The 23,322-nt window shown below is 58.5% G+C and carries 23 protein-coding genes and 2 pseudogenes; 13 read left to right on the forward strand and 12 right to left on the reverse strand.

What is annotated here, in order from left to right; translation table 11 throughout:
- Positions 1 to 53: 53 nt before the first annotated feature.
- The 7 genes from IG197_RS19920 (at position 54) to IG197_RS19950 (ending at position 6,700) form a co-directional block, all read left to right on the forward strand.
- Positions 54 to 1,142: a pilus assembly protein gene (locus tag IG197_RS19920; RefSeq protein ID WP_154387196.1), complete on the forward strand. Its 1,089-nt coding sequence runs from the start codon at positions 54 to 56 to the stop codon at positions 1,140 to 1,142.
- The gene (locus IG197_RS19925; protein ID WP_246670904.1) at positions 1,139 to 1,711 is read left to right on the forward strand and encodes a L,D-transpeptidase; all 573 of its coding nucleotides are present in this window, start codon (positions 1,139 to 1,141) and stop codon (positions 1,709 to 1,711) included. The genes IG197_RS19920 and IG197_RS19925 overlap by 4 nt, the downstream gene beginning before the upstream one ends.
- Positions 1,712 to 1,733: 22 nt before the next feature.
- Positions 1,734 to 3,170 carry a CpaF family protein gene (locus IG197_RS19930; RefSeq protein ID WP_246670903.1) on the forward strand — a complete coding sequence of 479 codons (1,437 nt, stop codon included), beginning with the start codon at positions 1,734 to 1,736 and terminating at the stop codon, positions 3,168 to 3,170.
- A gap of 4 nt (positions 3,171 to 3,174) precedes the next feature.
- Complete coding sequence (locus IG197_RS19935; protein WP_154387195.1) at positions 3,175 to 4,125, forward strand: type II secretion system F family protein; 951 nt, start codon at positions 3,175 to 3,177, stop codon at positions 4,123 to 4,125.
- A gap of 8 nt (positions 4,126 to 4,133) precedes the next feature.
- Complete coding sequence (locus IG197_RS19940) at positions 4,134 to 5,066, forward strand: type II secretion system F family protein (RefSeq protein WP_246765196.1); 933 nt, start codon at positions 4,134 to 4,136, stop codon at positions 5,064 to 5,066.
- A 304-nt stretch (positions 5,067 to 5,370) separates the two neighbouring features.
- Positions 5,371 to 5,676, forward strand: coding sequence for a hypothetical protein (locus tag IG197_RS19945; RefSeq protein WP_185910241.1), 306 nt, complete (start codon positions 5,371 to 5,373; stop codon positions 5,674 to 5,676).
- A gap of 13 nt (positions 5,677 to 5,689) precedes the next feature.
- Positions 5,690 to 6,700 carry an acyltransferase gene (locus IG197_RS19950; protein WP_185910240.1) on the forward strand — a complete coding sequence of 337 codons (1,011 nt, stop codon included), beginning with the start codon at positions 5,690 to 5,692 and terminating at the stop codon, positions 6,698 to 6,700.
- 28 nt (positions 6,701 to 6,728) lie between these two features.
- Here IG197_RS19950 and IG197_RS19955 read toward each other — a convergent pair whose 3' ends face one another.
- The 4 genes and pseudogenes from IG197_RS19955 to IG197_RS19970 all read right to left on the reverse strand — a co-directional run bounded on the left by IG197_RS19955 (position 6,729) and on the right by IG197_RS19970 (position 9,821).
- A complete protein-coding gene (locus IG197_RS19955; RefSeq protein WP_154387193.1) occupies positions 6,729 to 6,956 on the reverse strand; it encodes a hypothetical protein in 228 nt (75 codons plus the stop codon).
- Positions 6,957 to 7,209: 253 nt separating this feature from the next.
- Complete coding sequence (gene istB, locus IG197_RS19960) at positions 7,210 to 8,010, reverse strand: IS21-like element ISSme2 family helper ATPase IstB (RefSeq protein WP_192314504.1); 801 nt, start codon at positions 8,008 to 8,010, stop codon at positions 7,210 to 7,212.
- A pseudogene (gene istA / locus IG197_RS19965) lies at positions 8,010 to 9,224 on the reverse strand (IS21 family transposase); the annotation flags it as partial. The gene istB and the pseudogene istA, both read right to left, overlap by 1 nt.
- A 405-nt stretch (positions 9,225 to 9,629) precedes the next feature.
- Positions 9,630 to 9,821 (reverse strand): hypothetical protein, encoded by a 192-nt coding sequence (locus tag IG197_RS19970; protein WP_154387192.1) that lies wholly within the window; start codon positions 9,819 to 9,821, stop codon positions 9,630 to 9,632.
- Between IG197_RS19970 and IG197_RS19975 the strand changes: the two genes are divergently transcribed.
- The 3 genes from IG197_RS19975 (at position 9,820) to IG197_RS19985 (ending at position 11,764) form a co-directional block, all read left to right on the forward strand.
- Entirely contained in the window at positions 9,820 to 10,860 is a 1,041-nt protein-coding gene (locus tag IG197_RS19975) for a hypothetical protein (protein WP_154387191.1), read from the forward strand. The genes IG197_RS19970 and IG197_RS19975 overlap by 2 nt on opposite strands.
- On the forward strand, positions 10,787 to 11,365 hold the full coding sequence (locus IG197_RS19980) for a hypothetical protein (RefSeq protein ID WP_154387190.1): 579 nt from the start codon (positions 10,787 to 10,789) through the stop codon (positions 11,363 to 11,365). The genes IG197_RS19975 and IG197_RS19980 overlap by 74 nt, the downstream gene beginning before the upstream one ends.
- Positions 11,366 to 11,596: 231 nt before the next feature.
- Entirely contained in the window at positions 11,597 to 11,764 is a 168-nt protein-coding gene (locus IG197_RS19985) for a hypothetical protein (protein WP_154387189.1), read from the forward strand.
- Between the two features lie 281 nt (positions 11,765 to 12,045).
- On the opposite strand, the gene IG197_RS19990 is transcribed toward IG197_RS19985, so the two are convergent.
- The gene (locus tag IG197_RS19990; RefSeq protein ID WP_154387188.1) at positions 12,046 to 12,288 is read right to left on the reverse strand and encodes a hypothetical protein; all 243 of its coding nucleotides are present in this window, start codon (positions 12,286 to 12,288) and stop codon (positions 12,046 to 12,048) included.
- Positions 12,289 to 13,007: 719 nt separating this feature from the next.
- Between IG197_RS19990 and IG197_RS19995 the strand changes: the two genes are divergently transcribed.
- Positions 13,008 to 13,811, forward strand: a complete 804-nt coding sequence (locus IG197_RS19995) for a sulfite exporter TauE/SafE family protein (RefSeq protein WP_154387216.1) — start codon at positions 13,008 to 13,010, stop codon at positions 13,809 to 13,811.
- 623 nt (positions 13,812 to 14,434) lie between these two features.
- On the opposite strand, the gene IG197_RS20000 is transcribed toward IG197_RS19995, so the two are convergent.
- From IG197_RS20000 to IG197_RS20015, 4 genes are all read right to left on the reverse strand, one after another.
- Positions 14,435 to 14,893 carry a MucR family transcriptional regulator gene (locus tag IG197_RS20000; RefSeq protein ID WP_154387187.1) on the reverse strand — a complete coding sequence of 153 codons (459 nt, stop codon included), beginning with the start codon at positions 14,891 to 14,893 and terminating at the stop codon, positions 14,435 to 14,437.
- Between the two features lie 693 nt (positions 14,894 to 15,586).
- The gene (locus IG197_RS20005) at positions 15,587 to 15,922 is read right to left on the reverse strand and encodes a hypothetical protein (RefSeq protein ID WP_154387186.1); all 336 of its coding nucleotides are present in this window, start codon (positions 15,920 to 15,922) and stop codon (positions 15,587 to 15,589) included.
- A 341-nt stretch (positions 15,923 to 16,263) separates the two neighbouring features.
- Complete coding sequence (locus IG197_RS20010) at positions 16,264 to 16,596, reverse strand: hypothetical protein (protein WP_154387185.1); 333 nt, start codon at positions 16,594 to 16,596, stop codon at positions 16,264 to 16,266.
- Positions 16,593 to 16,823 carry a hypothetical protein gene (locus tag IG197_RS20015; protein ID WP_154387184.1) on the reverse strand — a complete coding sequence of 77 codons (231 nt, stop codon included), beginning with the start codon at positions 16,821 to 16,823 and terminating at the stop codon, positions 16,593 to 16,595. The genes IG197_RS20010 and IG197_RS20015 overlap by 4 nt, the downstream gene beginning before the upstream one ends.
- 413 nt (positions 16,824 to 17,236) lie before the next feature.
- Here IG197_RS20015 and IG197_RS20020 point away from each other — a divergent pair, with 413 nt between their 5' ends.
- A complete protein-coding gene (locus tag IG197_RS20020; RefSeq protein WP_185910239.1) occupies positions 17,237 to 17,464 on the forward strand; it encodes a hypothetical protein in 228 nt (75 codons plus the stop codon).
- 77 nt (positions 17,465 to 17,541) lie between these two features.
- Here the strand turns inward: IG197_RS20020 and IG197_RS20025 are convergent.
- The 3 genes and pseudogenes from IG197_RS20025 to IG197_RS20035 all read right to left on the reverse strand — a co-directional run.
- Positions 17,542 to 18,066 (reverse strand): annotated as a pseudogene (locus IG197_RS20025) (transposase); the annotation flags it as partial.
- 257 nt (positions 18,067 to 18,323) lie between these two features.
- Positions 18,324 to 19,019, reverse strand: a complete 696-nt coding sequence (locus IG197_RS20030) for a transposase (protein WP_246765197.1) — start codon at positions 19,017 to 19,019, stop codon at positions 18,324 to 18,326.
- 707 nt (positions 19,020 to 19,726) lie between these two features.
- On the reverse strand, positions 19,727 to 21,613 hold the full coding sequence (locus IG197_RS20035; protein WP_154387182.1) for a DUF4209 domain-containing protein: 1,887 nt from the start codon (positions 21,611 to 21,613) through the stop codon (positions 19,727 to 19,729).
- A 710-nt stretch (positions 21,614 to 22,323) separates the two neighbouring features.
- Here IG197_RS20035 and IG197_RS20040 point away from each other — a divergent pair.
- Positions 22,324 to 23,319 (forward strand): AAA family ATPase, encoded by a 996-nt coding sequence (locus IG197_RS20040; protein WP_246670902.1) that lies wholly within the window; start codon positions 22,324 to 22,326, stop codon positions 23,317 to 23,319.
- Positions 23,320 to 23,322 lie beyond the last annotated feature (3 nt).

Consider the following 23,322-nt stretch of genomic DNA (forward strand, 5'->3'; position numbering starts at 1 on the left):
CCAGTCGTTCCCGGATACTGATCTGTTCGCAAGACAGGGATGCGGTCAGGACGATGGACAACATCATCTCGTCCCTGGCGGCCTTTGACACGACCGTCGTTTCTCTCGACGCTTTGGTGCAGAATAAGACGTTCGACGCCGACAGTTTTGACGCCGTAATTATCGATCTTGGCAATGGTGTCGCGCTCGACAATCCACGTCTTGCCGAAGTTCGCGGGCGCTTCGGCAAGGTGCCAGTCATTTTTGTCTCGGACGAGCTGACCCCGGAGCGGATGCGCCAACTCATCAAACTGGATGGTACCGACTGGTTGCCAAAGCCGCTTCAGCCGCGGTTGCTGATCGACACGGTCAATACGGTCACGCAACGCCTGAAGGCTAATGCCAACAACGTCTACGCCGTCTTGCCTTGTGGCGGCGGGGCCGGGGCGACCAGCGTCGCCATTATGCTGGCTTATTATCTCAGCCGTGCGCGCAAGCGCAGCCAACCGACGGTCGCGCTGTTCGATCTGGATTTTTCGTCGGCCTCGACTTCCGCCTATCTCAACACCGATAGCGGTTACGACCTGACCGACGTTCTGGGCAAGCCGGAGCGCATCGATCTCGAATTCATCGACATCATCAAACGGAAGCATCAGAGCGGTTTTTCGCTTTTTTCCTTTGCCAGCCCGGCGCTGATGACCAATCCGGACGCTGCGGAGCTGGTGTTGCGCATGCTCGATATCGTTACTTTTCAGCACGACCACACTGTAGTCGACCTGGCCTCGTGCGAGACCCTCTGGAGTGACAACGTGCTGGCGGCCGTCAACTCTGCTGTGATTGTTACGACAAACTCGGTCCCGGCAGTTCGTCGTGCGAAGGAAACATTGAAGCGAGTGTCGGAAATCCGCGGCAGCGGAAAAGGCATCAGCTTGGCCATCAACAAGGTTCGAGGCGGATGGTTCTCGGCCGGGATCAAACAAAAGGACGTTCAGCGGCTTTTTGGCGATGCTCCGGTGACGATCTTGCCGGACGAGCCTGATATGATGACGGAAGCGCTGAATCGGGGCGTGCTGCCGCTAGAGGTGGACGCGCGCTCGCGGTTTTGCTCCAAGGTGCAGGTTCTTGCCGACGCAATGGCGCTGGTTGCCGGATCGGCGCGATGATGGACGACCACGTTGTTTCGCGCCGGAACTTTCTGATTGCAGGGGCCGCTGGTGCCTGGGCGTTGACGATCGACTCTTCTCTAGCCGAAGCGGCGAAAGTCCCTCGCAGCCACGGGCCGGCGACGCGCCGGCTCGTTAGCGCTGTCACCGGAGAAAGACCAGGAACGATTCTGATCTTTAATTCGGCGCGGACGCTGGATGTCGTGCGCAACGCCGATACGGTCGCACGATACACGATTGGCATTGGCCGAGAGGGGTTTACCTGGACGGGCTCGGTGACGGTCGGGCAAAAAGCTGAATGGCCGCAGTGGCGGCCCCCTGCCGAAATGCGTCAGCGACAATCCGAATTGCCCGACCTGGTGCCGCCGGGACCACTCAACCCGCTCGGCGCACGCGCGCTCTACCTCTACAAAAACGGCAACGACACACTTTTCCGGATCCATGGGACCAACGATGCCGCAACCATAGGCGGGTACGTCACTTCTGGCTGCTTCAGGATGACGAACGCTGACATCCTGGAACTCTATTCGAAAACGCCTGTCGGTACGCGCGTGATCGTTAGCGATTGATGCGGCAGTGGGACATTGAGCAATGAGCGAGAACACATTCAGCCGTTTCTTCCGGCCAAACGCAAAGAGGAATACAAGCGAGGATCTTGAGGTACTGTTCAGGGCGGCGGTGCCTGAGCCTGCGAGCGACGGCGGAACCGGCCCTATGGCAGATGCAAGGGCCGGGCATGCCAACGACGTAATCAAACGCGAAATGGTGGAGCAGCGGGTAGCGCTGCATCGCTTCCTGCTGGACCGGATCAATCTCAGTGTCCTCGACACCATGGCTGGCGAGGAACTCATCGAGGAGATTAGACCGCTGGTGCGCGACTATGTGCGTGACCGCAATCTGCCGATGAGTGCCCGCGAACTGGATATCCTGATTGTTGACACTACCAATGAGATGCTTGGTCTCGGGCCACTCGAGCCTCTGCTGAAGGACGACACGATCGCAGACGTCCTGGTCAACAGCTACAATCAGGTGTTCATCGAGCGCGCCGGCGTACTTGAGGAAACGGACATCCAGTTCAAGGATGAAGACCACCTCATGCGTATTATCGTCAAGATCGTCTCGGCAGTCGGTCGCCGCGTCGACGAGTCCTCACCGCTGGTAGACGCGCGCCTTGCCGACGGATCGCGTGTCAATGTCGCCATCAGGCCGGTAACAATCGATGGCCCGATGGTTTCTATCCGAAAATTCTCGAAACGGCCCTTTACACTGGAGCGCCTCGTAGCAGGAAACTCGATGGCGGAGGGGATGAAGATATTGCTGACCGCTGCCGTCAAGGGACGCAAATCGATAATCGTGTCCGGCGGAACTGGTTCGGGCAAGACGACGATGCTTAATGCGCTTTCTTCGCAGATTTCGGACAAGGAGCGCCTCATTACAATCGAAGACGCGGCTGAACTGCAACTCCAGCAACGGCATGTTTGCCGTCTTGAGACGAAACCGCCGACGCTGGATGGGCGCAACGAAATCAGGCAGCGCGAACTCCTTAGAAATGCACTGCGGATGCGCCCCGACCGTATCATCATCGGCGAGGTGCGCAGCGAGGAAGCCTTCGATATGCTCCAAGCTATGAATACCGGTCATGAAGGGTCGATGTGCACGATCCACGCGAATACTCCGCGTGATGCCATGTCACGCTTGGAACAAATGATCGGCATGGCAGGGATGCCGATGTCGCAGCTTAGTATTCGCCAGCAGATTGCATCCGCTGTCGACCTGGTCGTTCAAGTAGCACGTATGCATGACGGCTCGCGCAAGCTGGTCTCGGTTTCCGAGATTACAGGCATGGAAAATGACGTCATCCAGATGCAGGAGCTGATGGCCTTCAAGAAGGTTGGAGTCGATGAGAACGGGAATCTGCGCGGCCAGTTCGTGGCCACTGGAATTAGGCCGCGCTTCCTCGAACAAATCGCAGACCTAGGGCTGCACGTTCCCGACGAGATCTTCGATCCCAGTAAGAGGCTCAATTGACGTCATGCAGACAACGCTCATCTACCTAGCGGTCTTTCTTGCGGTTCTGGTCTTGGCAGACACTTTCCAGCGTGCGACGCGCAACGCGCTGGAGCGGAAGAAATTCGTCAACTACCGCCTGAGCCTCATTGAGCGCGACGTTGACCGTAAGGTTGTCTATCGCCAAATGCTGAAGGAGCGCGGTATCGGCAGCCGGCAGCAGCAGGCCTCACTTGAATCGCTGCGACGTTATATTGCGCAGTCAGGAATTCGATATGAGGGCGTGAGGTCTATGGCTTATCTAATCGCACTGACACTGGTGCTTTTTACGATCTGGAACTTCATCGGTTTCTCAACGCTGCCGAGCATCATTTTTACAGTGCCTACCGCCATTTTCGTCGTAGCGGCCTTCATCGCGCGCAAGCGTTCCAAGCGGATCAAGAAGTTTCTTGTGCAGTTTCCGGACGCGCTCGAGGTGATTGTGCGAAGCCTCGCAGCAGGACACCCCTTGCCAGTGTCGATCTCGCTTGTGGCGCGTGAAATGCCAGATCCGATCGGGTCGGAGTTTGGGATTCTGACGGATGAATTGACATACGGAACCGATGTAGACACCGGCACGCGCAACATGGCCACGCGCGTAGGTGCCGAGGAATTGAACCTCCTGGCAATCTCCCTTACGGTTCAGCGTGGCGCGGGCGGGAACCTGGCTGAGATTCTTACAAATCTGGCTGATATGGTCCGCAAGCGGGTGATGATGAAAGCAAAGATCAAGGCCATCTCGGCTGAAGGTCGCATGACTTCGTGGTTCATGCTGTGTTTTCCGTTCGTTCTCTACGGCATCATCAACTTTCTGCAGCCAAAATACTTCCAACCGGTCTGGGAAAGCGGTAATGGCCCGATTTTTTTGACTGCCGGTGGCGTCATGATGGTCATTGGGATGCTGATCCTGCGTAAGATCGTAAACTTCGACTACTAGGCGACGCCGTGCTCCAATTTGCTATCCTGTTGGCGACTTTTGCTTCCACGCTGATCCTCAGCGCGCTGGCTCTTGGCTACATCACATCTCGGCGTGAGGTTCAGATGCGGCTTGGCCAAGCAGCATCTGGCGACTCCACATCAGGACCAATTCCGGAGGATCTTCGAGGTCTGCCTGTCGCCGAAGCGGAGCTGGTCCGCAATTATTACACAGTCGTGCGGGCGGACAAGAATCCGAACTCCCTGCAGAATCGCTTGATCCGCGCTGGCTACTTTTCCGCCAGCGCACCGCGTATTTTTCAGCTGATCCGTATCCTGGTGGCAGGTATCACCTTTGCGGGTACGTTTGTATTGCTGGGCTGGGCCAAGCCGGAGATGGCGCGGGGCTATCAGCTGCTTGCCGTGTTCGTGGCAACCGCGTTCGCCTTTTTCCTGTGCAATGTGATGTTGGAACGCCGGGGCGACAAACGCGAGATAGAATACCGGAAGCTGTTTCCCGATTTCATGGATACGCTCATTGTCTGCGTTGATTCAGGAATGAGCATCGAGGCAGCCATCGATCGAGTTACAAAGGAATTCCTGAAGTCCAGAAGCAGAGACTTCGGCCTTCATTTGGCGATCATGATGCTGGAGGTACGTGGCGGCCGCCGGCTGCGCGACGCGCTTTCGCTTTTTGCCAAGCGCTTGCGCATTGAAGAAGCGCACGCGTTAGCCGTTCTTTTTCGCCAATCGGAAGAGCTTGGTGCGAGTGTTACGAAGACATTGCGTGTCTTCAGCCAAGAGATGCGAGAGAAGCGCATGATCAGGGCTGAGGAAAAAGCAAACGCCTTGCCGTTCAAGATGCTCCTTCCGCTTGCTGGCTTTCTCTTTCCCATCAGCGTGCTAATCGTGCTTGTGCCAATTCTAATGCGAGTTGTTACGCTACTGAAAAGTCTTTCTTAAATTGTTGATCGTGGACCTTGATGTAGGTCCGATCGCCGTCGTTTCTTGACAGAGCTTTGGCTTGGATCGGCGACGTACAAGGCCGCGATGAGGCGAGAGCCTCAGTGGCTTCTCGACCCATCGGTAGGATAAGACTGCGGCGGCGACCGAGACGGCCGCGGTTATAGCGAGCAGCGGTCAAGCTGGGAGAGCCTCCCGCAAAGGCGAAGTATTGGATAATGCCAAAGATAGATGTCGCACGAGATTAGACCCAACTTGGCCCCCGGACCCCTTCGGAATCTGGAATTCAACCGATACTTGGCTGATGGACAGCCTTGATCCAACGTTGGGCGCGGAGTACCGGCTGCATCATACGCAAAACGGCACTACGGATCGCAATATCTATCGAAATGGAGTCGGCACGACCGACAGTGGAGTGGTGCAGAAGCCGTCAGGTGCCAGTGCAGTTCTCCTGTACATCTTGGCTGAGGACAACTCGCTGGCCGAATGTGCCAAGGGCTCGATTAATTTCGTCTATCTGCGCAACGGCGCGCTATCGGCCAACTGGATCGCCGCCGAGGACAAAAGCTGGCGGACTCCCGCGACCTTCTATACCATTGCCGATGGGTAGCGAGGGCAGGGGGATGACGTACAATCCAGCGCTCGACGGGCTGCGAGCATTGGCGGTGCTGGCCGTGCTGTTCTTCCATTGTAGGTTTCCTCCGGGCTTCGGTGGGTTCATCGGCGTCGATGTCTTCTTTGTCCTCAGTGGCTATCTGATCACCTCGCTTCTGCGGGCCGAGATTGCCGCGACGGGCCGGATCGATCTGCGCCGGTTCTATCTGCGGCGCGCACTGCGCTTATGGCCGGCGCTTCTGCTGATGCTGGCTGCGTATGCTTTGGTGGCTCCTGCTCTGTTTCCGGAAGACTCCATGCCGCGCGACGTGGCCCTAGCCGGCCTTTACCTGACGGACTATTCATTCGCGTTTTGGGACTGGCCGGATAAGCTCAACCACACATGGTCGCTCGCCGTCGAGCAGCACTACTATCTGATCTGGCCCCTGGTGGTGATCGCGACGTGCCGGCTGTCGCCGCGTTCCGTCGTCTGGATTCTTGCGGCGTTGTTCGTGGCGGCGTCGGCATGGCGCATCTGCGAGGCGCTGGCCTGGGGGAATTGGCAGGAGGTGTATTATCGGTTTGACACGCGCCTGAGCGGCCTGATCATGGGCTCGCTGGTTGCTGTCCTGCCATGGCGTCCCAGCCCGCAAGCCGCGCTGGTCCTGAGCCGCTTCTCGATGATCGTACTTGGACTGGCCTTCCTGTTGCTGCATTGGAAACTGCTCGATGCCTTGACTTGGCCAGCCGTTCTGATCGACCTGGCGGCGGCGGCTTTGGTGATGTCGTTGGCGAGCGGCCACCAAACGCCGATCAGCGCGGCGCTATCGGTTAGGTTGCTAGTCTACCTTGGGTCGATCTCGTACGGTATCTACCTCTGGCACTACCCAATCGTCCGAGCGGTGCGCGATAACGCGGACCCGTTTTCTGGAACCTTCGTGGTGATCGTTCTATCGATCGGTGCCGCAGCGCTCTCCTATCGCTTCGTCGAAAAGCCGCTGCTAGCGCGCCGCAGTCGGCCAGCCGTGCAAGTCGCCTAACATGGATGCTTCGGTCTGGCACATTGGCTCACCTGAGCTTGGCCTCCCATTGATCGGCCTTCGTTAGATGGGTGAGAATGCGCTTGATCTGGACTGCGCGAACATCGTCAGCAACAGGGCGGACATGCGCAGCAAGTCGGAAAGCAAGGTCGGCGATCTCTCGATTCGCCAACTTCGCCTTGCCGCAATCACGGATGTTGACTGCGACGATGGCTGCTGCCGAGTGGGCCGCATTTTCAGAGGCTTCGATGATCATCGAGGCGCACTCTCCTAGTTCGCTCTCGGCCTGGCACATTCGAATGGCAGTATGGCCGCAACAAGCAGGATGCGCTGTTTCATGCAGGATCGCACTAGCCATTCTATGGGAGCGCGCCGGATGACGGTCGCTAGTTCAGCGAATTTCTTGAGGGGTACCAGTTCAGGCTACGCCCAAGGGATTGCCGAAGAGCAGGGTTTGTCAAGCGAAGCGAGGATTTGACCCCTTTGGCGAACTGAAGAACTGACCCCCTTCATTGGTTTGCTGTCTCGTTGGTTTCGAGCGCCGGTCCGGCCTTCTGCAGAAGGCCGGACCGGCGCTTTTCGCGGAGCCGGTAGCTGTCGCCCCGGATGGTGATCACCGTGGAATGGTGTAGCAGGCGATCCAGGATCGCCGTGGCCACAACGGGGTCTCCAAAAACGCTTCCCCATTCGCCCACGGACCGGTTGGAGGTGATCAGGATCGATCCCTTTTCATAGCGCCGCGACACCAGTTGGAAGAACAAATGGGCAGCGTTGGCCTCGAAGGGCAGATAGCCCAGTTCGTCGATGATGAGCAGTTTCGGCCGCGACAGGAGCGTCAACTGCTTGTCGAGCAAGCCGTCGGCATGAGCCTTGGCCAGCATCGCCACCAGCGTCGCCGCCGTGATGAACTGCACGTTGTAATTCTGACGGATGGCCTCTCGGCCCAGGGCGACCGCCAGATGGGTCTTGCCCGTGCCCGGCGGCCCCAGGAACAGGAGTGTGTCGCCGTGCGCGATCCATCGGCAGGTCGCCAGTTCCCTGATCTGTTCCTGATCCAGTGAGGGCTGCGCCTCGTAGTCGAAGCCGTCCAGCTCGCGCACGAAGGGGAACTGGGCGAGCTTGCTCGACATGGAGATGCGCCGCTCGTCGCGGCGGGCAATCTCCCGCGACACCAGGAAGGCCAGGGCCTCGCGCAAGGTCATCTTCGAACGAGCCGCTTCATCCAGCAGCGTATCGAGCTGGTCGCGGATCGCCGTCAACTTCAGCCGGTCCAGCGTTGCGATGAGCACGTCGTGATCTACGTTCGTCATCACCAGGCTCCTCCGACAACCGCCTCGTATTCCGCGAGTGGCCGCAGCAAGGCGGCCGGCGCGATCTCGACAGGATCTGCGCGCACTGGCCCTTCGAAGCCGGCAACGCCAACAAAATGGGCCCGGTCCACGATCCGTTGCCGTCGCCCTCGACACAGGGCATGATCGGCCACCACCTGGCCCGCATGACGGATGATCACCCGGCCTGCCAGCACCACGACCTGAACGCTCTCGCCGATCAGGCGCCAAGGCACAGAGTAGCTGTTCGTGTCGAGATCGATCGCGCAGTCTGCCTGAACCTTGCGTACCAGATCCCGCAACTGTCCGAATGGCGCTCGGCCAGCCAGCGGGCGCAGTGTACGAGCTTCAGCAGCAAAGCGTTCCGTCGGCGCGACACCGGTGGTGCCGTGTTCACGCTGGTCGGCCACCTCGCGTGTCCACCGGTCCAGATGCGCCTCGAACGCCGCCCAACTCTCGAACCGGCGTCCCGCGATTGCGTTCTTCTTGACGTAGCCGACTCCGCGTTCGTCCTTTCCTTTCGTGCGTGCCCGATAGGGAGCGCAGGCCCGCGGCGTGAAGCCCCAATACCGGGCGAAGGCATGCAGCCGAGCGTTGAACTTCACCTCGCGCGTCACCGCATCATGGTGTTCGACCAGCGCCTTCGCGTTATCGATCAGAACTTCCACCGGAACACCCCCAAACCGCAGGAATGCGCCTTCCATCCCTTCGAACCAGTCGGTTTGGCGCTGCCTCGGCGAGGCTCGAATGTGCATCCGGCGGGAATAGCCAAGCGTTCCGACAAACACATGGATCCGCACCCGCTCGCCGCCGATCCAGACACGCGTATCGCCGAAGTCGATCTGCATCTGATGACCCGGCGCCGTCTCGAAGCGGACCGTCGCCCGCTTCTGCGCTTTCAACTCGCGTCGCCATTGTCGAACTCGAAGCTCCACGGAACGCAACCCAATGACGATGCCATGCTCGCTCGCCAGTTCCTGGCGAATGACATCGGCATTGCCGTCGTGGCGGAAAAAGCGCTCCCGAAGCCAATCATCCAGACCGTCAAACGCTGTTCGACGAGCAGGCTGGCGATACGACACCACACCACCTTCACGAAGGTAGCGACGAACCGTATTGCGTGCGCAGCCGAACTCCTGCGCAATCCGTTTCGATCCCCAGCCAACCTCATGCAGTCGAACCATCGCTGAAACCTCTTCCCCCGACCGCATCTCCTCAACTCGCGCTGTTTTCGACACGGCGAGCTTCAATGGAAATTCAACATTCATCTACTGATCCTCTCAAAAACGAGGGGTCAGTTCTTCGTTTCGTTCGGGGGTCAATTTCTCACTTCGCCTGACAGGGTTGCCGCGCTTGACAAGCTGCAAGGCTTCCGTGACGAACTCCGCGCTGTCCCTTCGGCACAACTGATCGACTATTGCGTCCACGGGCACGCGGCAGCGGAGATCGCGCACGCAATCATCATCTAAATATGTGCGCGCTACATTTCGGTTTCATGTGAACCGTACACGAATCGTGCGTTGACTTTCGTCACGAACCCTTTACCGGGTTTCCATGCGCAGAATTGCGACCTGACCCGCCCACGAGGCGGGTTTTGCATTTCAGCATGTCGACACGAACTCCCTGCGACGAAGTGCAACGAACGCAGACGCCAGCTTGAAGAGCAGCGGCGGAAGGCGGCGTAGAGGTATTTGTGACAAAATGCTCGCAGGCAGGAGTTCGAGGGCGGCGGTATTGGCCACCCGCACTCTCGCGAGGCCGGGCAGCCGGTCATCGGGCAGGGTGACGATCATGGGTATCCACCTCAGGGTTCAGCGAAATGGAGCCAATATCCCGGAGTGGGGCTGGGCTCGGTACGCGGGCGACCGGGAGTTCTGCGAGCTATCACTGCCACAGCGACAACACCCATCGGCCGCGCGTGAAATCAAGGTTCCTATTTTCAAACGTAAGGAAAAGGACTTGGTGCCTTGTCCCATTTGTCATCCAACGGAACCTTGGTTCCGCATCGGCAGAATGGCTTGGTTTCCCGAAGAGCGCGTAGTGAGATTTATCGGGCACGATTGCGCCAAACGCCACTACCAAGGGGAGTTTGACGTTGCGGAGAAGCGCTACCGAAAGGAAGCCAGAATCCGTTACTTGCAGCGTCGATGGAGTGAGATAGCTCCGAATGCAGGGCGCTTGATGAACGCTGCTGCAGCTCTTTCAGAGATCGCGAAAGCGCTTGAAGACGTTCGCGCGGAAATCGATCAGAAGGCGCGAGGACTGTCGAAGTTTTTCGGTGCAGAGCTGTCGCGGAATAGCGGTCGCATTGAGATCAAAATCGATACTGGCGTCAAGGACAATCAAGGTAATGCGGTCATTGGTACCGATGTTCTTGGCACAGCTGTTGGAACAGAATTTTGGGGCAGGCCGTTTGTACCTTATCAGCAGCTTCTGACGCTGATGCGAGACATAGAGGATCTGAGTCGTCCGCTGCCCACATGGCGCGGCGAAGAACTTGCCTCACAGCATGAGACAGAAATTCTGGATCGAGGAGCATCTGCGGATGCATTGCCGGATCGACTAGACGATCTGACTCTATTGCTGTTCTGGTCCCAGATGTTTTTCGAGCCCGACAATCTCGCGCTGCTCGAGCGATGGGGCAAGAATGCCGGTTCACCTTTTCAGTCGCTGGTTTGCAGATTTGACGACGGCCGACTTGTGATCGCGTCCAACAGTTTTTTTGCCTATCACTATGCGAACCCCGAAGTGCCACCCCATGCTCTGGTTCGACCGCCTCGTCTATCCAGCGAGATCCTCAACCTGCGTCGCCCAATGGCGAGAAACCGCTAAGGCTAGCTCCGAGACAGAAGGCGGGACATGGAACAACTCAAACCTGGTATTCGCAAGCATCGATCTTAACAAGCAGCTGGTGGCGGCACGGATGTGCGCGGTGCCCAGGGGCGCGCCGTCTGCCCATGAAATCAAAGCGGCCCAAACGGCTCGAAGGAAGGCAGGCGAGAAATCACGCCTTCGCACTCTCAAACTGAAACGGGAGAATGGCGGCAAGGACGGCACACGGCTGACAAAGGTCAAGGTCAAGATTTCGGCCGACTGTCACGAGCGCCAAGAGCTACGTTCTCGGCCTGGCACATTCGAATGGCGCTATGGCCGCAACAAGCAGGATGCTCTTTTCCATGCCGGCTGGGAGCAAGCAGGAATGGCGGTCGCCAGTTCGGCCGATTTCTTGAGGGGCACTCGGTCAGGTTACGCCCAGGGCATTGCCGAAGGCAGGGTTGCCGCGCTCGACAAGCTGCAAGGCGTGACGAGCTCGGCGCGATTTCGCCGGCCCAACTGATCGACTATTGCGTCGAGGGGCACACCGTGACGGAGATTGCTCATACAAATGGCATGAAGGAGCGAGATATGGCTACAGCGCGGATCGTGCGGTGACTTTCGTCGCGCTCCCCGCGAGGCGGTTTTTCGTCAGCGACCCTGACCTTGGGAACGAATTCGGGAGTAGCGCCCCGATTGGGATAGCCGCCCGGTTGAATTCCGGCAATCAATCAAGCCGAGACAGCAGGCGGGCATGAGCCGCTTTGGCCATCGAGAGGACTGGTGTGACGAAATTCATGCGACGCGCTTTATGGCTGCGGCCAGCCGGCGCAGTTACGAACTGGATGGCGCGCCCGGCGCGAAGCCGACACATCGTGCGGTTATGCTGGAGCCTCTGCGTGCCGAGAACAAGGCAGCTTAGGCTGCGTCATCTCCGTGCCGCCTCATGCCTTGCTAGGTCTCTGTTGCCGGCCGCGATTGCCTCTTGTCTCGTCGAGAAGGGGCCGGTCTCCTCCAAAGTGTTACCCCGAAAGTGCACCCTGTAGTAATACCCGTCGGTCTTCTTGTTGACCTCAACACTGTTCATAGCCGGCGAACCAAAGCTCATATAGCGCACTCCCGCATTGAGGCGCGTATCCTCCCACCGCTGCCGCCGCCTGTCGAGCGGGCTCACCAACCCGGCCGAACAAGCGGACCGTGCCCCTAGGCCTTGCTGTCAGTTGCCCGCAGATGGTCGTGTAGAACGTTGATCTCTTCCCAGCTGTATTGAGCGCCTGAGCGCGTGACGATCTTGGCCGAAGAATGTCGCCTGCTTAGCGGAACATTTGCTGCATGCCGCAAGGCTTGCGACAGGTGATCAAACGCCATCCCGTGCGGCAGTTGGCTGTCCTCACACTCAAAGAAAGTGGCGGGCTCGTGTAGATCGACCGACTTGATGTCTTTCATTGCGGGTAAGCGAACACCCCCATCAGAAGTGTGATTGCGCCAATAGCGATCAGCAGCAAGCCTGGCCAGTTGTGGCCACCTCCGCGCAGACGCCAAGGCTCCAGTGTGCGGCCTGCAATGGGGTCAACATGGCTATCGCTGAGTTGGCCTCGGTGGAGAACCGCAAGTGCGAGGGTCACGACACCGCAAACAACCAATAAAGCGCCAAACCACATAACCGCGGTCATAGCTCTGCTCCAGCTTTAGAGCCTGCAAATAAACGCGCAAAAGAGCCATTCGATCCTGATGGTGTGGAATTCCTAGTTGGGTGCGTGCTGGGTGCCTTCCTGAATGGGAGCAGGATCCCGCGCACCGTCCATGAACCCGGTGATGAACAAGGCAACCACCGCGAAAGCGACAGCCACCATCATGGCAAAGAAGCTTGTAGTCTTAACCGCGTAATGGAGAGGGCGACGAACACCATTGCGGCGGGGGCTGTCACAAGTCCCTGGTGGATGCCGTCACTTGCCGACGTGTCACAGACAGCCGGGCTGCGCCTGCCAATTCTGGGCTGCGCCTGGCTGATTGTGCAAATCTTGCACAAGGTAATGGGAAAGGAGCAAACTCATTTTCATTGCAGGCAATCACTCCCCGCCGCCGCAAGGCCGCGGGGCTTTTTTTGTGCGCGAGCGCGGGAGGTGAATCTCGACACACGTTATGTTTTGTTGAATAGAACGCTCATGGAAACATCCGCTTCTTCCTCTAGCCGCCATCGCTCTTCCGCATTTGCTGGAGGTGCAATCATAGGCGCACTTGGTGGGCTGATCGGCCTCGGGGGAGCGGAGTTTCGCCTGCCACTTCTAATAGGGCTTTTCAGATTTGCTGCTCTTGAAGCAGTCATCCTCAACAAGGCGATGAGCCTTGTGGTCGTGGCCACGGCCCTGCCATTTCGTGCTGGCACCGTGCCATTCGCCAGTATCGCGGCAAACTGGCCGATTGTGGTGAACCTGCTGGCGGGAAGCCTGCTAGGTGCATGGTTCGGGGCGGGGTGGGCTACGCGCCTAAAGTCAGAAACTCTCTACAAGGTTATTGCAGCACTGCTGGTCGCCATGGCGATTGTATTGGTCTTCGGTCATGATGCGAACGTCCGCCATCCTCTATTGACCGGGATGGCTCAAATCATTGCAGGTGTAGCAGTCGGGTTTCTCATAGGAGTTGTTGCATCGCTGCTTGGCGTCGCCGGCGGCGAACTCCTTATCCCAACCCTTGTCTTGCTGTTTGGCGCTGACATCAAACTCGCTGGAAGCCTCTCACTCGCGGTCAGCCTACCAACGATGCTGGTAGGCTTCACGCGCTATAGTCGAGATCAGAGCTTCTCGGTGCTGGGTCGTAACAAGGCTTTCCTACTCATTATGGCGGGCGGTTCTATCGTCGGGACCTTTATCGGCGGCTTGCTTCTTGATGTTGTTCCAAACGGGGTACTGCTACCCGCGCTCGCCATTATCCTTCTGATATCGGCGGTGAAAGTCTGGCGGCATTCTTGACGAATTTCGATAGTGCCCCGGCTTCGGCTGGCGGGGCCTATTGTCGTTTTAGCGTGCAGGATGATCCAGAAACAAGAAGCCCCACCTGGCTTGCGTTCGCCTTGGTGGGGCTCGCCTCTTGATGGGTTCCCCGGATGTTAACTCTGCGAAGCCACCCTGGCTGAAGCGGTCATGTATCCAGTACCGCTGACTTACCACCCAATCGCCCCGTTGCCATTAGGCAGCGGGGCTCTTTGTTGTTTGAGCGGTCGCCGGTCGCCGGTTACGGGTCACGGGTCACGGAAGCGGCGTACCTTCACCCATATCTAACCGTGCTCTGAAATCTCCGTTGACGCGGCTTAATCACGACAAATGGGGCAGATACCGACGGAGTGGAGCTAGGCCCAAGCACACAGGTATTGCCCAATGGATGACGAACGGAAAACGACCTCCGACCGATGGGCGCCATTGAAGTGCTTGGCAAATGTCGCATTGCTCTTTGCGCCCATCGCTATCGGGCTTGGCATCTTGGCGATGGTGTCTGCCGGTAATGATCGGGATGTCGATCCCATCGTCACGAGTGCCATTCAGCGAAGCAAGTGAGCCTCGCCAGAATTCTCGGGGAGGCGGAGGCGGAACGTGCTCTATGACTTCGCTCTGCCTGGTGCGCGCTTTACCTGTTTCGCCGCAGGCTTGGTCGCGGGCTTGCGGCCAAGGCCGAGCTTCTTCGCCAGTTCCGAGCGCCTTGCCGAATAGCCCGGAGCTACCATCGGGTAATCTCTCGGCAGCGACCACTTGGCACGGTATTCTTCAGGCGTCAGTCCCAAGATGCCGAGATGCCGCTTAAGGGTCTGGTACTGCTTTCCGTCCTCAAGGCTGATGATGTAATCGGGTGTGACAGTCTTCTTGATCGGCATCCGAGGCGTTAGCGTTTCTTGCTCCGGTTCGAGTGGCGTACCGAGCCTGCTGATGCTGGAGTGGATCTGAGCAATCAATCCCGGAAGTTCTGCTACCGGCACCGGATTGTTCGAAACATAGGCCGTCACAATGTCGGCGGTGAGTTCGATGAGATGATCAGTCGGCTTCGGCAATAGTTCGGTCATACAGATTTCTCCACGTTCAACACTAGCGGAACGTATTCGCTTGTGCGGCTGAGATTGCAAGAGCGCTTACGGCTTCGCTATCGCCAGATTTGGCGATTGACGTGCCTTCGCTACCGAAGGGTGGTGGTGGTTTTTAGCTTAAACTAATATTAATTGCGGACGATGCATCCTGAGCATCTGCGGGCGTGTATTGAGTACCGCGGCGCGAAAAGCGCCCAGGCAATAGGCTCCGTCATCGTAAGGTGGCGGGGCTTCTGTCGTTTAAGAATGGGCAAGCAAGTACGGCCCGCATGGACGTCGCCAGGTCGGGCCGTTTGTTGCCGTAGCATGGATTTCGGAAGGGCAGCCGACGCAACGCTCATTCGTCGATGCAAGGCGTTGCGCCGGGCACTTACCCCAGCCTAATGCTAAATCTTACTCTCAGCGGCGATACGCACAATTAGCTCATTGGATACGAGGGTAGGGCAGACTAGCTACTAGCTGGCGGGAACGCATGGCGCAGTTAGAGATTGTGCTAGCGGAGCGCGTGCCCTCAGGCCGCGCTCCAAGCAGCGGGCCTGCCGTTTTCCAGCCGGTAACGGCAGGTCTCGTGCACAAGCGTTCTTGTGGCGGAGCGCAAGGCAACGCCCCGAACCGTCAGGCGCTCTAGCAGCGAGGCCTGTCGCGAATTCGCCCTCCGGCAGGCCTTCGCTTTCAATCCATCAGCAACACCAAACCCGGATACAATCTTTTGAGATTTGGCAGCGACCGTTCCTGCCACACAATATTGCTATTGCCCCGAACCACCATCCGAACTTCGGGATGATTTCGGGCCTCGATCATCAGCTTTGCCAGAATATTCCTGCCCTGTGAGTTGAGGAATTCAAGGTCGGACAGATGTACCGTGATAGCTGGCGGCCTTGAGTTCAGGAGGTCCCGAACCAGCGACGTAATCTCCGGAGCGGCCTTGTTCTCCAGCCGCATGACTCCGCTAAAATATAGATCGCTTCCTTCAGCCCAAACACTATATTCCTCAGTCTTGATGTCCATAGGATCTGCCCTCAAAACGTCTGATAGTCTATGAAATACAAGATCCTTGTACCTGCTGCATCCTGTACAGCAGATTGGCATGAAGCAGCAGAATTGAGCTAAATACGTCCTGTTGGGCTGATCAGACCTGAGTTTGGCGTAAGAGGTGGCGGGGCCTTTTGTCGTTCTTGCACCGCATAGGCAGGCGTCGGAAAACCGCAGCGCTCATTTCGTATTTTGATGTATAGTGGCCGCGTAGCCGGATCGCCTTCGGTTACATCCTGCTCTCCGGCCTGCCTCGTGGCGGGCCTTTTTTTGTGGGTGCCCGCCAGCGTCCGCCCGACAAAATGCGGTGCGCGGCCCTAAGTCTCGATCCGCCGCTTCTCATCCAGCAGGATCTTGCATGCCTTGATGACTGCGCCTGCTTCAAGCAACATTGCTGAGACTTTATCGGGCGAAAATAGATCGACTGCACTTGCCATCGCATTAAGTTCGAACACGATGTCTCCTTGGCCTGTGTCGTTGGCTGGCGTCCCGGAGAAGGCTATCTCGTCCCTGTAGTCCCGGATGCTCGCTGCGGCGCGCTGCATCAGTCGAGTGGTTTCAGTCGGCGTCAACTTCGCAATCTCATTCGCGGCGCGTGCCAGTTCGGAGATGAAGGCGGGATCTGAGTCTGAGGCCACTCCGATGCTCACCGCAATTCCGCTTCGATGATCTCAAGCGCAGCGTCGTAGATCGATGCCAGTCCCGGTTCGTCGGCCTGGTGCTCCTTAAGCAGGCCATGTGCGTGCACGTAAATCTCCCTGACTTCCTCATCGGAAAAAATGCCTTTCGCCCCAAGCATTCCAACCAAGGAGGCAAGCAGCGACGACGACACCAATTCGCTGGCAGCTAGGGCGTCAACACGGGGATCATCGGACATTTCACGCCTTTCTGAAGTCTGACTGCCATCGGATGCACGCAATCAATGTCCTCAGCCGAGGACGGCAGCTATCATCGCGCAGAGATACAGATGGGCACAAGGCGTCATGGAGCGGAGGCAGTGGAGGCCGATGCCTACGACACCCAAATGCCCATTGTGGGCAATTTGGACCCAACCGGGAAATACGAACTGGGTTCGCATTTGGACGCTGGCAAGAGGTCGGGTTGTGCTCGGCTGGGATGGCCCTAGACAAGAATGGCTGCGCCGACAGCTATCCAAAAACAGACCGTGGCGACCACGATCAAAATTGGGCCGGCTCGAAGTCGTTCGTCGCTTTGGCTGCCGTCTCGCATGCTATACACCCGTCGCCGTATATTAGCTTAACGCACTATACTGGGACACAAGAAATGCAAATGATGGAGACGGCGCCGGTTAAGGCATGGGCGGTCGTCGATGAGACCGGCAAGATCACGCCCCCCAACATTCACGCAAGTGAGATCAAAGCGGCTGCGACAGCAAAACGATGGGGCAAGACCTATCGTGTGATCCCTGTTTTCGTCATCCCAATCGGCGATTGGTCCGGTGGTACCGATGAGGGCACCCCCGTTCAAGGATTGCCCGCCGGCGAAACCGGAGCCTGAGATCGGCATGGGCCACCATGCTCAATTTGGCAGACGGTCCGCAGGCGAACAGCCCGGCTAGCCCCTCATCATCGCCGATGCGATATCGGGCGCTCGGCCTTTCGGTCCGGCGCAAACAGGTAGACTGCCGCCGGCGGCTCGGGTCCGGCCCAGAGTCGCTGCTCACGGGCATAGACCCACAACCGCCCTGTCTTGGTCCGCTCACGGCCCGGATCGAGCACCGGCGCCGGTGTGTCGTCGGCGAACAGATGGTTGGAGGCGAATATGTTCCTCACCAGCCGCTCGTGCAGGGCTTCCACCCACCAGCAGCCGCCGCCGACCCATCCAGCCAGCGTCGAGCGCGCCAGATCGACACCGTGTCGGGCGAAGATCTGCGACTGCCGGTAGAGCGGCGTGTGATCGCAATATTTGGAGACCAGCACCTGCGCCAGAAGCGCCGGCGTTGCCAGTCCGCCGGCGATCAACCGCTCCGGCGCAGCCACTTGTGCTATCGTCTCGCAGGCACGACAGGCGTATTTCGGGCGCGTGATGCGGACCACGCGAAGCTGTGCCGGAACCCAGTCGAGCATATCGCTGATCGCATGGAGTGCGCCGCCACGGCACACACTGCCTGGACCACCATGGCGAGCCAGCCCCTTCCGCATGTCGGTGTGCCCAGCGCCAGATGCACCTTCACCCCGCCGGAACGATCATCATGATGCAGTCCCTCCGCTGTCGACGAACGCTCGTACGGCAACAGGATCACTGCCCGCAGGTGCAAAGACACGCCGCCCATCCGGCAGTTCGATTGCCATCATCCCGTCAGGGGGCCGCACAAGGTTCTGCAGCGCGAGTGCCGCTGCCGCGTCCGTTGCCAGCGTCACAGATGACAGTTCGCTTGCTTCTTCTGCGTCACGCCGAATTCCGCGCGCCAACGAAACAGGATGCCGGTCGCGATCCCGTGCCGGCGCGCGACAGCCGAGACCGTTGCACCTAGAGCTTCGCTCTCCTGGACGATGGCGAGCTTCTGCGCGTCCGTGAAGAACCGGCGGAAGCGCGTGGCGGGAGCGTCATCTGGACGCGCTGTCAAGCCGTTTTCGGACGTCGCGCCGTTAGTGATATCACTAACGGGCGGGCGGGCGGAGGGATGCGCGCGCCAGTCCTCCAAGCGGTCACGCCAACGGCGCAGCGCGTAGGGCGAAAGCTGCAGTGCCGCGGCGTATTCGTGAACGCCCATGCCGCTCCCGTTCATCGCCTCGACATGCATTGCCCAGAACGCCCGAAGCGCACGATTGCGCACATCCGTGCTCACGCCAAAACGTTGGCATTGACGCCGGCGCGGCCCTTTCTGGCGTTGTTGCGGGCACGCTTCTCGGAGCGATTGTGCCTGCGATTCCACATGTTTGCGCGCTGCTTCCTTGCCCATCAGATGGTCAAGCCAGCGCTCGAACGTACGCCGGTTGAGATGGTGATGGCGGCAATAGGTTGTGCGCGCCAACCCGCTCTGACGCCACGCTTCGACGTGAACCACCCAGAAGGACTTACGCGCCGTGTTCTCGAAATGTCTCAAATTCACCGGAGACCCTCCATGCTACGAAGGAACTCCACATGCAGCGATTTTGCACTACGCCAACGAGGTGTCAGGACCGGACGCTTACAGAACGACAGAGGACGGCGAGATAAAAGCGCATGCCCGAAACGCCTTAAGCCATTGGCATGGCTTGCGTTTTCCGGTGCATGGCGGCCGGTCGCGGGCATATTGCCCGGTTTTTGTGAGGGATTTCAGTACCTTCGCATGCACGCTGCCCGCTCCGTCGCCGGGAGCGTCGCATAAGATGGGAAGATCCGGGACATGCACAGCGCTTGAGCGGATATTGGCCAGCAGATCTAGCGCCTCTTGAAAGGGTTGCGTGTTGGACCAGGCCGGGACTGTGCTACCTCAGGTTACGCACACTGGTTCAGCGGCATGGCATGGCCGATCTAACTCGAAGCAGTCGCTTTCCCCACGCTACTGAACGAAGGCTTTGCGCCTTACGTCGACCAGTCAGTTCAACTTCACTGCTCCCGCGAAGCGGACACCATCATTTCTCGACAGCTAAATCGAGACACGCGGTTCCGCTGGATCACTCTGCAGCGTCTTGCAGCGCTCGACTTGTAGCCCCTTCGAAATAACCAAGGCGCTACGATTCACACTGCAGATGATCGATTACCGCGAGGCAATGCCCGCACAGTTGCGTGTCGCCCATAGTGGCGTCGAAATGAACTTCGAAGCCTCCAGTGCTATCAGGATACGCGACGTGAGCGTCTTGATATGCGCGCTGCAACTTCATCCCAATGTCGGAGAGTCGGCAGTGTAGCGATGTGGAGGACCAGCCATATCGAATACGTCACGTCAGGGCTCCAGAATTCGCCATCCGACATTTTTCCATGAGCCAATTCGTGACGGATGGAGGGCCCGCCCCGAAAGTTGAACAGAAGCTCGATTTCCTGAACTAGGGCGGGAGGCATGAGTCGCAGAAGTGCTTCACGGAAATCCTCCAAAATGCGGCTCAGCATTGCCTCTTCCTGTGTGCCATCCTGATTAATCCGGTTAGTTTCCACGCCTTCCAAGTTGAGGATATGCCGCAGGGAGTTCTCCAGTTGCGGCAAGATCAGGTGTGCGGCCTCAAGTTCGTCGCCTCCGATAAACCGTGCAGCACCGATCGCAAACGTGTGTTGGTGATTAGGTGGCACGAACGGACTCGCCTGCATCAAAGGCAACAGTGCCTCGACAGAAACGGAGTGTTCTTCCCAAAGGACGCGCCGGATGGGATCGATCCTGCCGGACACAACAAGGCTGCGCCGAATTCGATCGTGCTGATTGACGAGGAACCGGACTTGATTCTCATTTGGCGGTCCAGCGGGGGCCAAGCCGGGGGCAATGAAACGGGTTCGGCCTTGGCTGTCGCTGACCGTCGTCGAGAAGATCGCTGATATGCTTCCGTAAGCCGCGCTCAGAACTTCGTCGCGCAATTTATCCGGGTCGGGTGACTTCTCACACATGAATAGGGCCCGAACTGTTTCGGCTAGCGTTTTGTTCCGCACCGCTGCTTCGGTTGCCTCAACCAGTTCGGTGATGTTCGTCTCGTGCGAAAAGCTCGACATTTCGTCTGTGATGCGCGGCTGGATTGAATTTAGACGGTCTTGCAATGCCTGCCGTCGACCGGCTGTTCCCGGAAGCGGCCTCAGCGCCTGTATCGCGTCATTCAGGAAGTGAGTCTGAACGAAGGCTGAATCCGGTCGCGCATCGGCATCCGCAACATACGTCTCAGCGGCCTCGATCAAACACCGGTTGCTGCTGTTGGAATCCTTAGCCCGGTGGTAGGCGCGTGCGGCGAGGTCCCACAGCGCTCTTCTGCCCGGATGGTCGCGCGCGAGCTTGTCACTTGCGACGAGGATTTCGGCCGCTTGTCCGAGTTGAGCATAATCCCAAACCTCAGTACCCAGATTGATTGGCCCGATATGGATAAATCCCCAACCGTCATCATTGTCCAAAGCGAATTGGGACACTTCCGCAATGATTTGGCGCAACGGATCAAATTCTTCGCGTTTCCAGCCCATAGCGCGCGCGATGGCAGCGGCCCGCGTTAGGTATTCGGCGGCTGGCACACTGGCAGGATTTGTTTGCTCGAAATCGAAATGAGCTTCGGCGTTCAGCACTGCTCTGACACACTCGACATAGCTCGCCATCGCTCGCAGTCCCGACGCTGTGTCCTTCTTGTTCAAAAGCCAACAGACATCAGCGATTCTGGCACGGAATGCTGGATGGCCGACCTCGGGGGCAAACTGTGAAAGTATTCCAACTTGATCGGCTAGGAGATCGGTGGGGATGGCAGACCTGCGGCCGTCCATGACCGCCAAAGGACCGAACGGCTCGATCCGATCATCAGGCTTGAAGTGGTATCCAGAAACCTGGCTTAAGACCCCTAGTGCTCGTTCGCTTTCGTCGTCTCCGCCTGCCGTTCTTATGTCTACGACTGCTGTACGGATACGAGCATAGACATCAAGACTGTCTGCGACTTTGGAAGCTGCGACAGCCGCTTTGACGGCCTCTAGCTGGAATGAACTCAAGGGAACAACATAATTGACGCCGGGAATTTGAGTATTCGAAGAACTTTCCTGTTCGGACACAACTCCCCCCTTTGCCTGAAATTTCGAACATATCACGCGGTGCAGACCTGCACTGCATTTTCATCCAGTGGCGATTGGAGCCTCGACACGGGACGGTCAACTGCATCAACGGTTGACTCTGGGATACTGGCAAGGAGACGTCTGAAATGGGTTCTCCGCGGGACGGCAGTTTATTGGTATCGGACTAACAAACTTTCGACCCCGCGCCAGGACAAGGCGCTCTGGCCCTTTCTTCAATGGAGGTCAGCTGGCATGGAGCGGTGGTCAGCAGGTTGGCGCCCAAAGAGGCCTGAAACCTAGGCAGATACGGGCGATCGGGTTCTTCCTCGATCACGAAGAACGTATGTGGGATCGTGCCCCTTTTTGACCTCGCAATAGATAGCAAGTTGCGAGGCTGCGACCTGGCGAAGATCAAAACCGGTGCGCCTGTGATGGGTCCGAAAATATGGGCCCGCTCTCAAGTGGTTCAGCAGAGAACCGGCTGGCTGGTCCAGTTCGAGATCACGTCCGACGCGTCCACAGGCCCAACCAGCTTGAATATCCTGCAGGGGTCTCGATTGCCGAGGGCGCGGGCGTCCAGGGATTCACACGGCCGGGGCTGCGTGTTAAGCTTCGCGCCAGAGGCGAAACGCTGCGTGTAGGATTAGATGGCCAGAAGTGATCTCCTTGTTTCGTTGGTGAAGGCAGGAGCGTCTGGCGACCGTTCGACTTTGACCACGACCGTCGAGGCGCTGGTCGCCGAAGAACGCGCCAAAAGCCATCATGTCTTGGCCGACAAGCTTCACCGCGCGCTCGCCTCGGTACCCGTTACCACGTCGAGCGAGCTGCGTCGCACCGGTGCGCCCGGCCGAGATTTCGTCGTCGAATCGGAGCCGCGGGTCGGGCTCGACAGCCTGATCTTGACGCTCCCCGCAGAGCGGCTGACCCGGCAACTGGTCGAGGAGCATCATCGTGCCGACCTGCTGCGCGCCCAGGGCATGCAACCGCGACACCGCGTCCTGCTCTCGGGGCCGCCGGGGAACGGCAAGACCTCGCTGGCCGAAGCAGTCGCTGAAGCGATCGCAGTGCCCTTGCTCACCGTGCGCTATGACGCCCTCGTAGGCGCTTATCTCGGCGAGACCAATGCGCGGCTCGCACGACTGTTCGAATATGTCCGCACGACCCCCTGCGTCCTGTTCTTCGACGAGTTCGATGCCGTCGGCAAAGAGCGCGGCGACATCCATGAGACCGGCGAGATCAAACGCGTCGTTTCCTTCCTGCTCATGCAGCTAGATCAGCTACCAAGCTATGTTGTGGTGGTTGCCGCGACGAATCATGCCGAACTCCTCGACCGGGCGGTCTGGCGGCGGTTCCAGCTGCGCATCGACATGCCCCTGCCATCGCGCGACGCCGCAGCCGTTCTGGTCGATCGCTTTCTCGATGCCTGGCCCGAGCCGACGGGACTGTCGGCGACCCAGATCGCCACTCAAATGGGCGCTTCGAGTTTTGCCGACATCTTCGAGTTCTGCCAGAATATCCGGCGGCGGCACATATTGTCCCAGGGGAGCGAGACGCTGAAAGGCATTCTCGCGGAGGAACTTCGCCTCTGGAAAACGCGGATAAAGCCGGAGAGCGATGGCCATTCCCCCGAAACAGCCCCTGCTGCGCCTCGGCGCACCCGTAGCGATCCCAAGAAAGACAGGGGGGGGAGTTCCCCGGGCGCGTAAGCT

The sequence above is a fragment of the Aminobacter sp. SR38 genome, from assembly GCF_014843375.1.
GTDB lineage: Bacteria > Pseudomonadota > Alphaproteobacteria > Rhizobiales > Rhizobiaceae > Aminobacter > Aminobacter ciceronei.

What these genes read in the sequence shown, in the direction of transcription:
- IG197_RS19920 (WP_154387196.1), top strand. Translation starts at nt 54, where the DNA reads ATGGACAACATCATCTCGTCCCTGGCGGCCTTTGACACGACCGTCGTT.
- IG197_RS19925 (WP_246670904.1), top strand. Translation starts at nt 1,139, where the DNA reads ATGATGGACGACCACGTTGTTTCGCGCCGGAACTTTCTGATTGCAGGG.
- IG197_RS19930 (WP_246670903.1), top strand. Translation starts at nt 1,734, where the DNA reads ATGAGCGAGAACACATTCAGCCGTTTCTTCCGGCCAAACGCAAAGAGG.
- IG197_RS19935 (WP_154387195.1), top strand. Translation starts at nt 3,175, where the DNA reads ATGCAGACAACGCTCATCTACCTAGCGGTCTTTCTTGCGGTTCTGGTC.
- IG197_RS19945 (WP_185910241.1), top strand. Translation starts at nt 5,371, where the DNA reads ATGGACAGCCTTGATCCAACGTTGGGCGCGGAGTACCGGCTGCATCAT.
- IG197_RS19950 (WP_185910240.1), top strand. Translation starts at nt 5,690, where the DNA reads ATGACGTACAATCCAGCGCTCGACGGGCTGCGAGCATTGGCGGTGCTG.
- IG197_RS19955 (WP_154387193.1), bottom strand. Translation starts at nt 6,956, where the DNA reads ATGATCATCGAAGCCTCTGAAAATGCGGCCCACTCGGCAGCAGCCATC.
- istB (WP_192314504.1), bottom strand. Translation starts at nt 8,010, where the DNA reads ATGACGAACGTAGATCACGACGTGCTCATCGCAACGCTGGACCGGCTG.
- IG197_RS19975 (WP_154387191.1), top strand. Translation starts at nt 9,820, where the DNA reads ATGGGTATCCACCTCAGGGTTCAGCGAAATGGAGCCAATATCCCGGAG.
- IG197_RS19970 (WP_154387192.1), bottom strand. Translation starts at nt 9,821, where the DNA reads ATGATCGTCACCCTGCCCGATGACCGGCTGCCCGGCCTCGCGAGAGTG.
- IG197_RS19980 (WP_154387190.1), top strand. Translation starts at nt 10,787, where the DNA reads ATGCTCTGGTTCGACCGCCTCGTCTATCCAGCGAGATCCTCAACCTGC.
- IG197_RS19985 (WP_154387189.1), top strand. Translation starts at nt 11,597, where the DNA reads ATGAGCCGCTTTGGCCATCGAGAGGACTGGTGTGACGAAATTCATGCG.
- IG197_RS19990 (WP_154387188.1), bottom strand. Translation starts at nt 12,288, where the DNA reads ATGAAAGACATCAAGTCGGTCGATCTACACGAGCCCGCCACTTTCTTT.
- IG197_RS19995 (WP_154387216.1), top strand. Translation starts at nt 13,008, where the DNA reads ATGGAAACATCCGCTTCTTCCTCTAGCCGCCATCGCTCTTCCGCATTT.
- IG197_RS20000 (WP_154387187.1), bottom strand. Translation starts at nt 14,893, where the DNA reads ATGACCGAACTATTGCCGAAGCCGACTGATCATCTCATCGAACTCACC.
- IG197_RS20005 (WP_154387186.1), bottom strand. Translation starts at nt 15,922, where the DNA reads ATGGACATCAAGACTGAGGAATATAGTGTTTGGGCTGAAGGAAGCGAT.
- IG197_RS20015 (WP_154387184.1), bottom strand. Translation starts at nt 16,823, where the DNA reads ATGTCCGATGATCCCCGTGTTGACGCCCTAGCTGCCAGCGAATTGGTG.
- IG197_RS20020 (WP_185910239.1), top strand. Translation starts at nt 17,237, where the DNA reads ATGATGGAGACGGCGCCGGTTAAGGCATGGGCGGTCGTCGATGAGACC.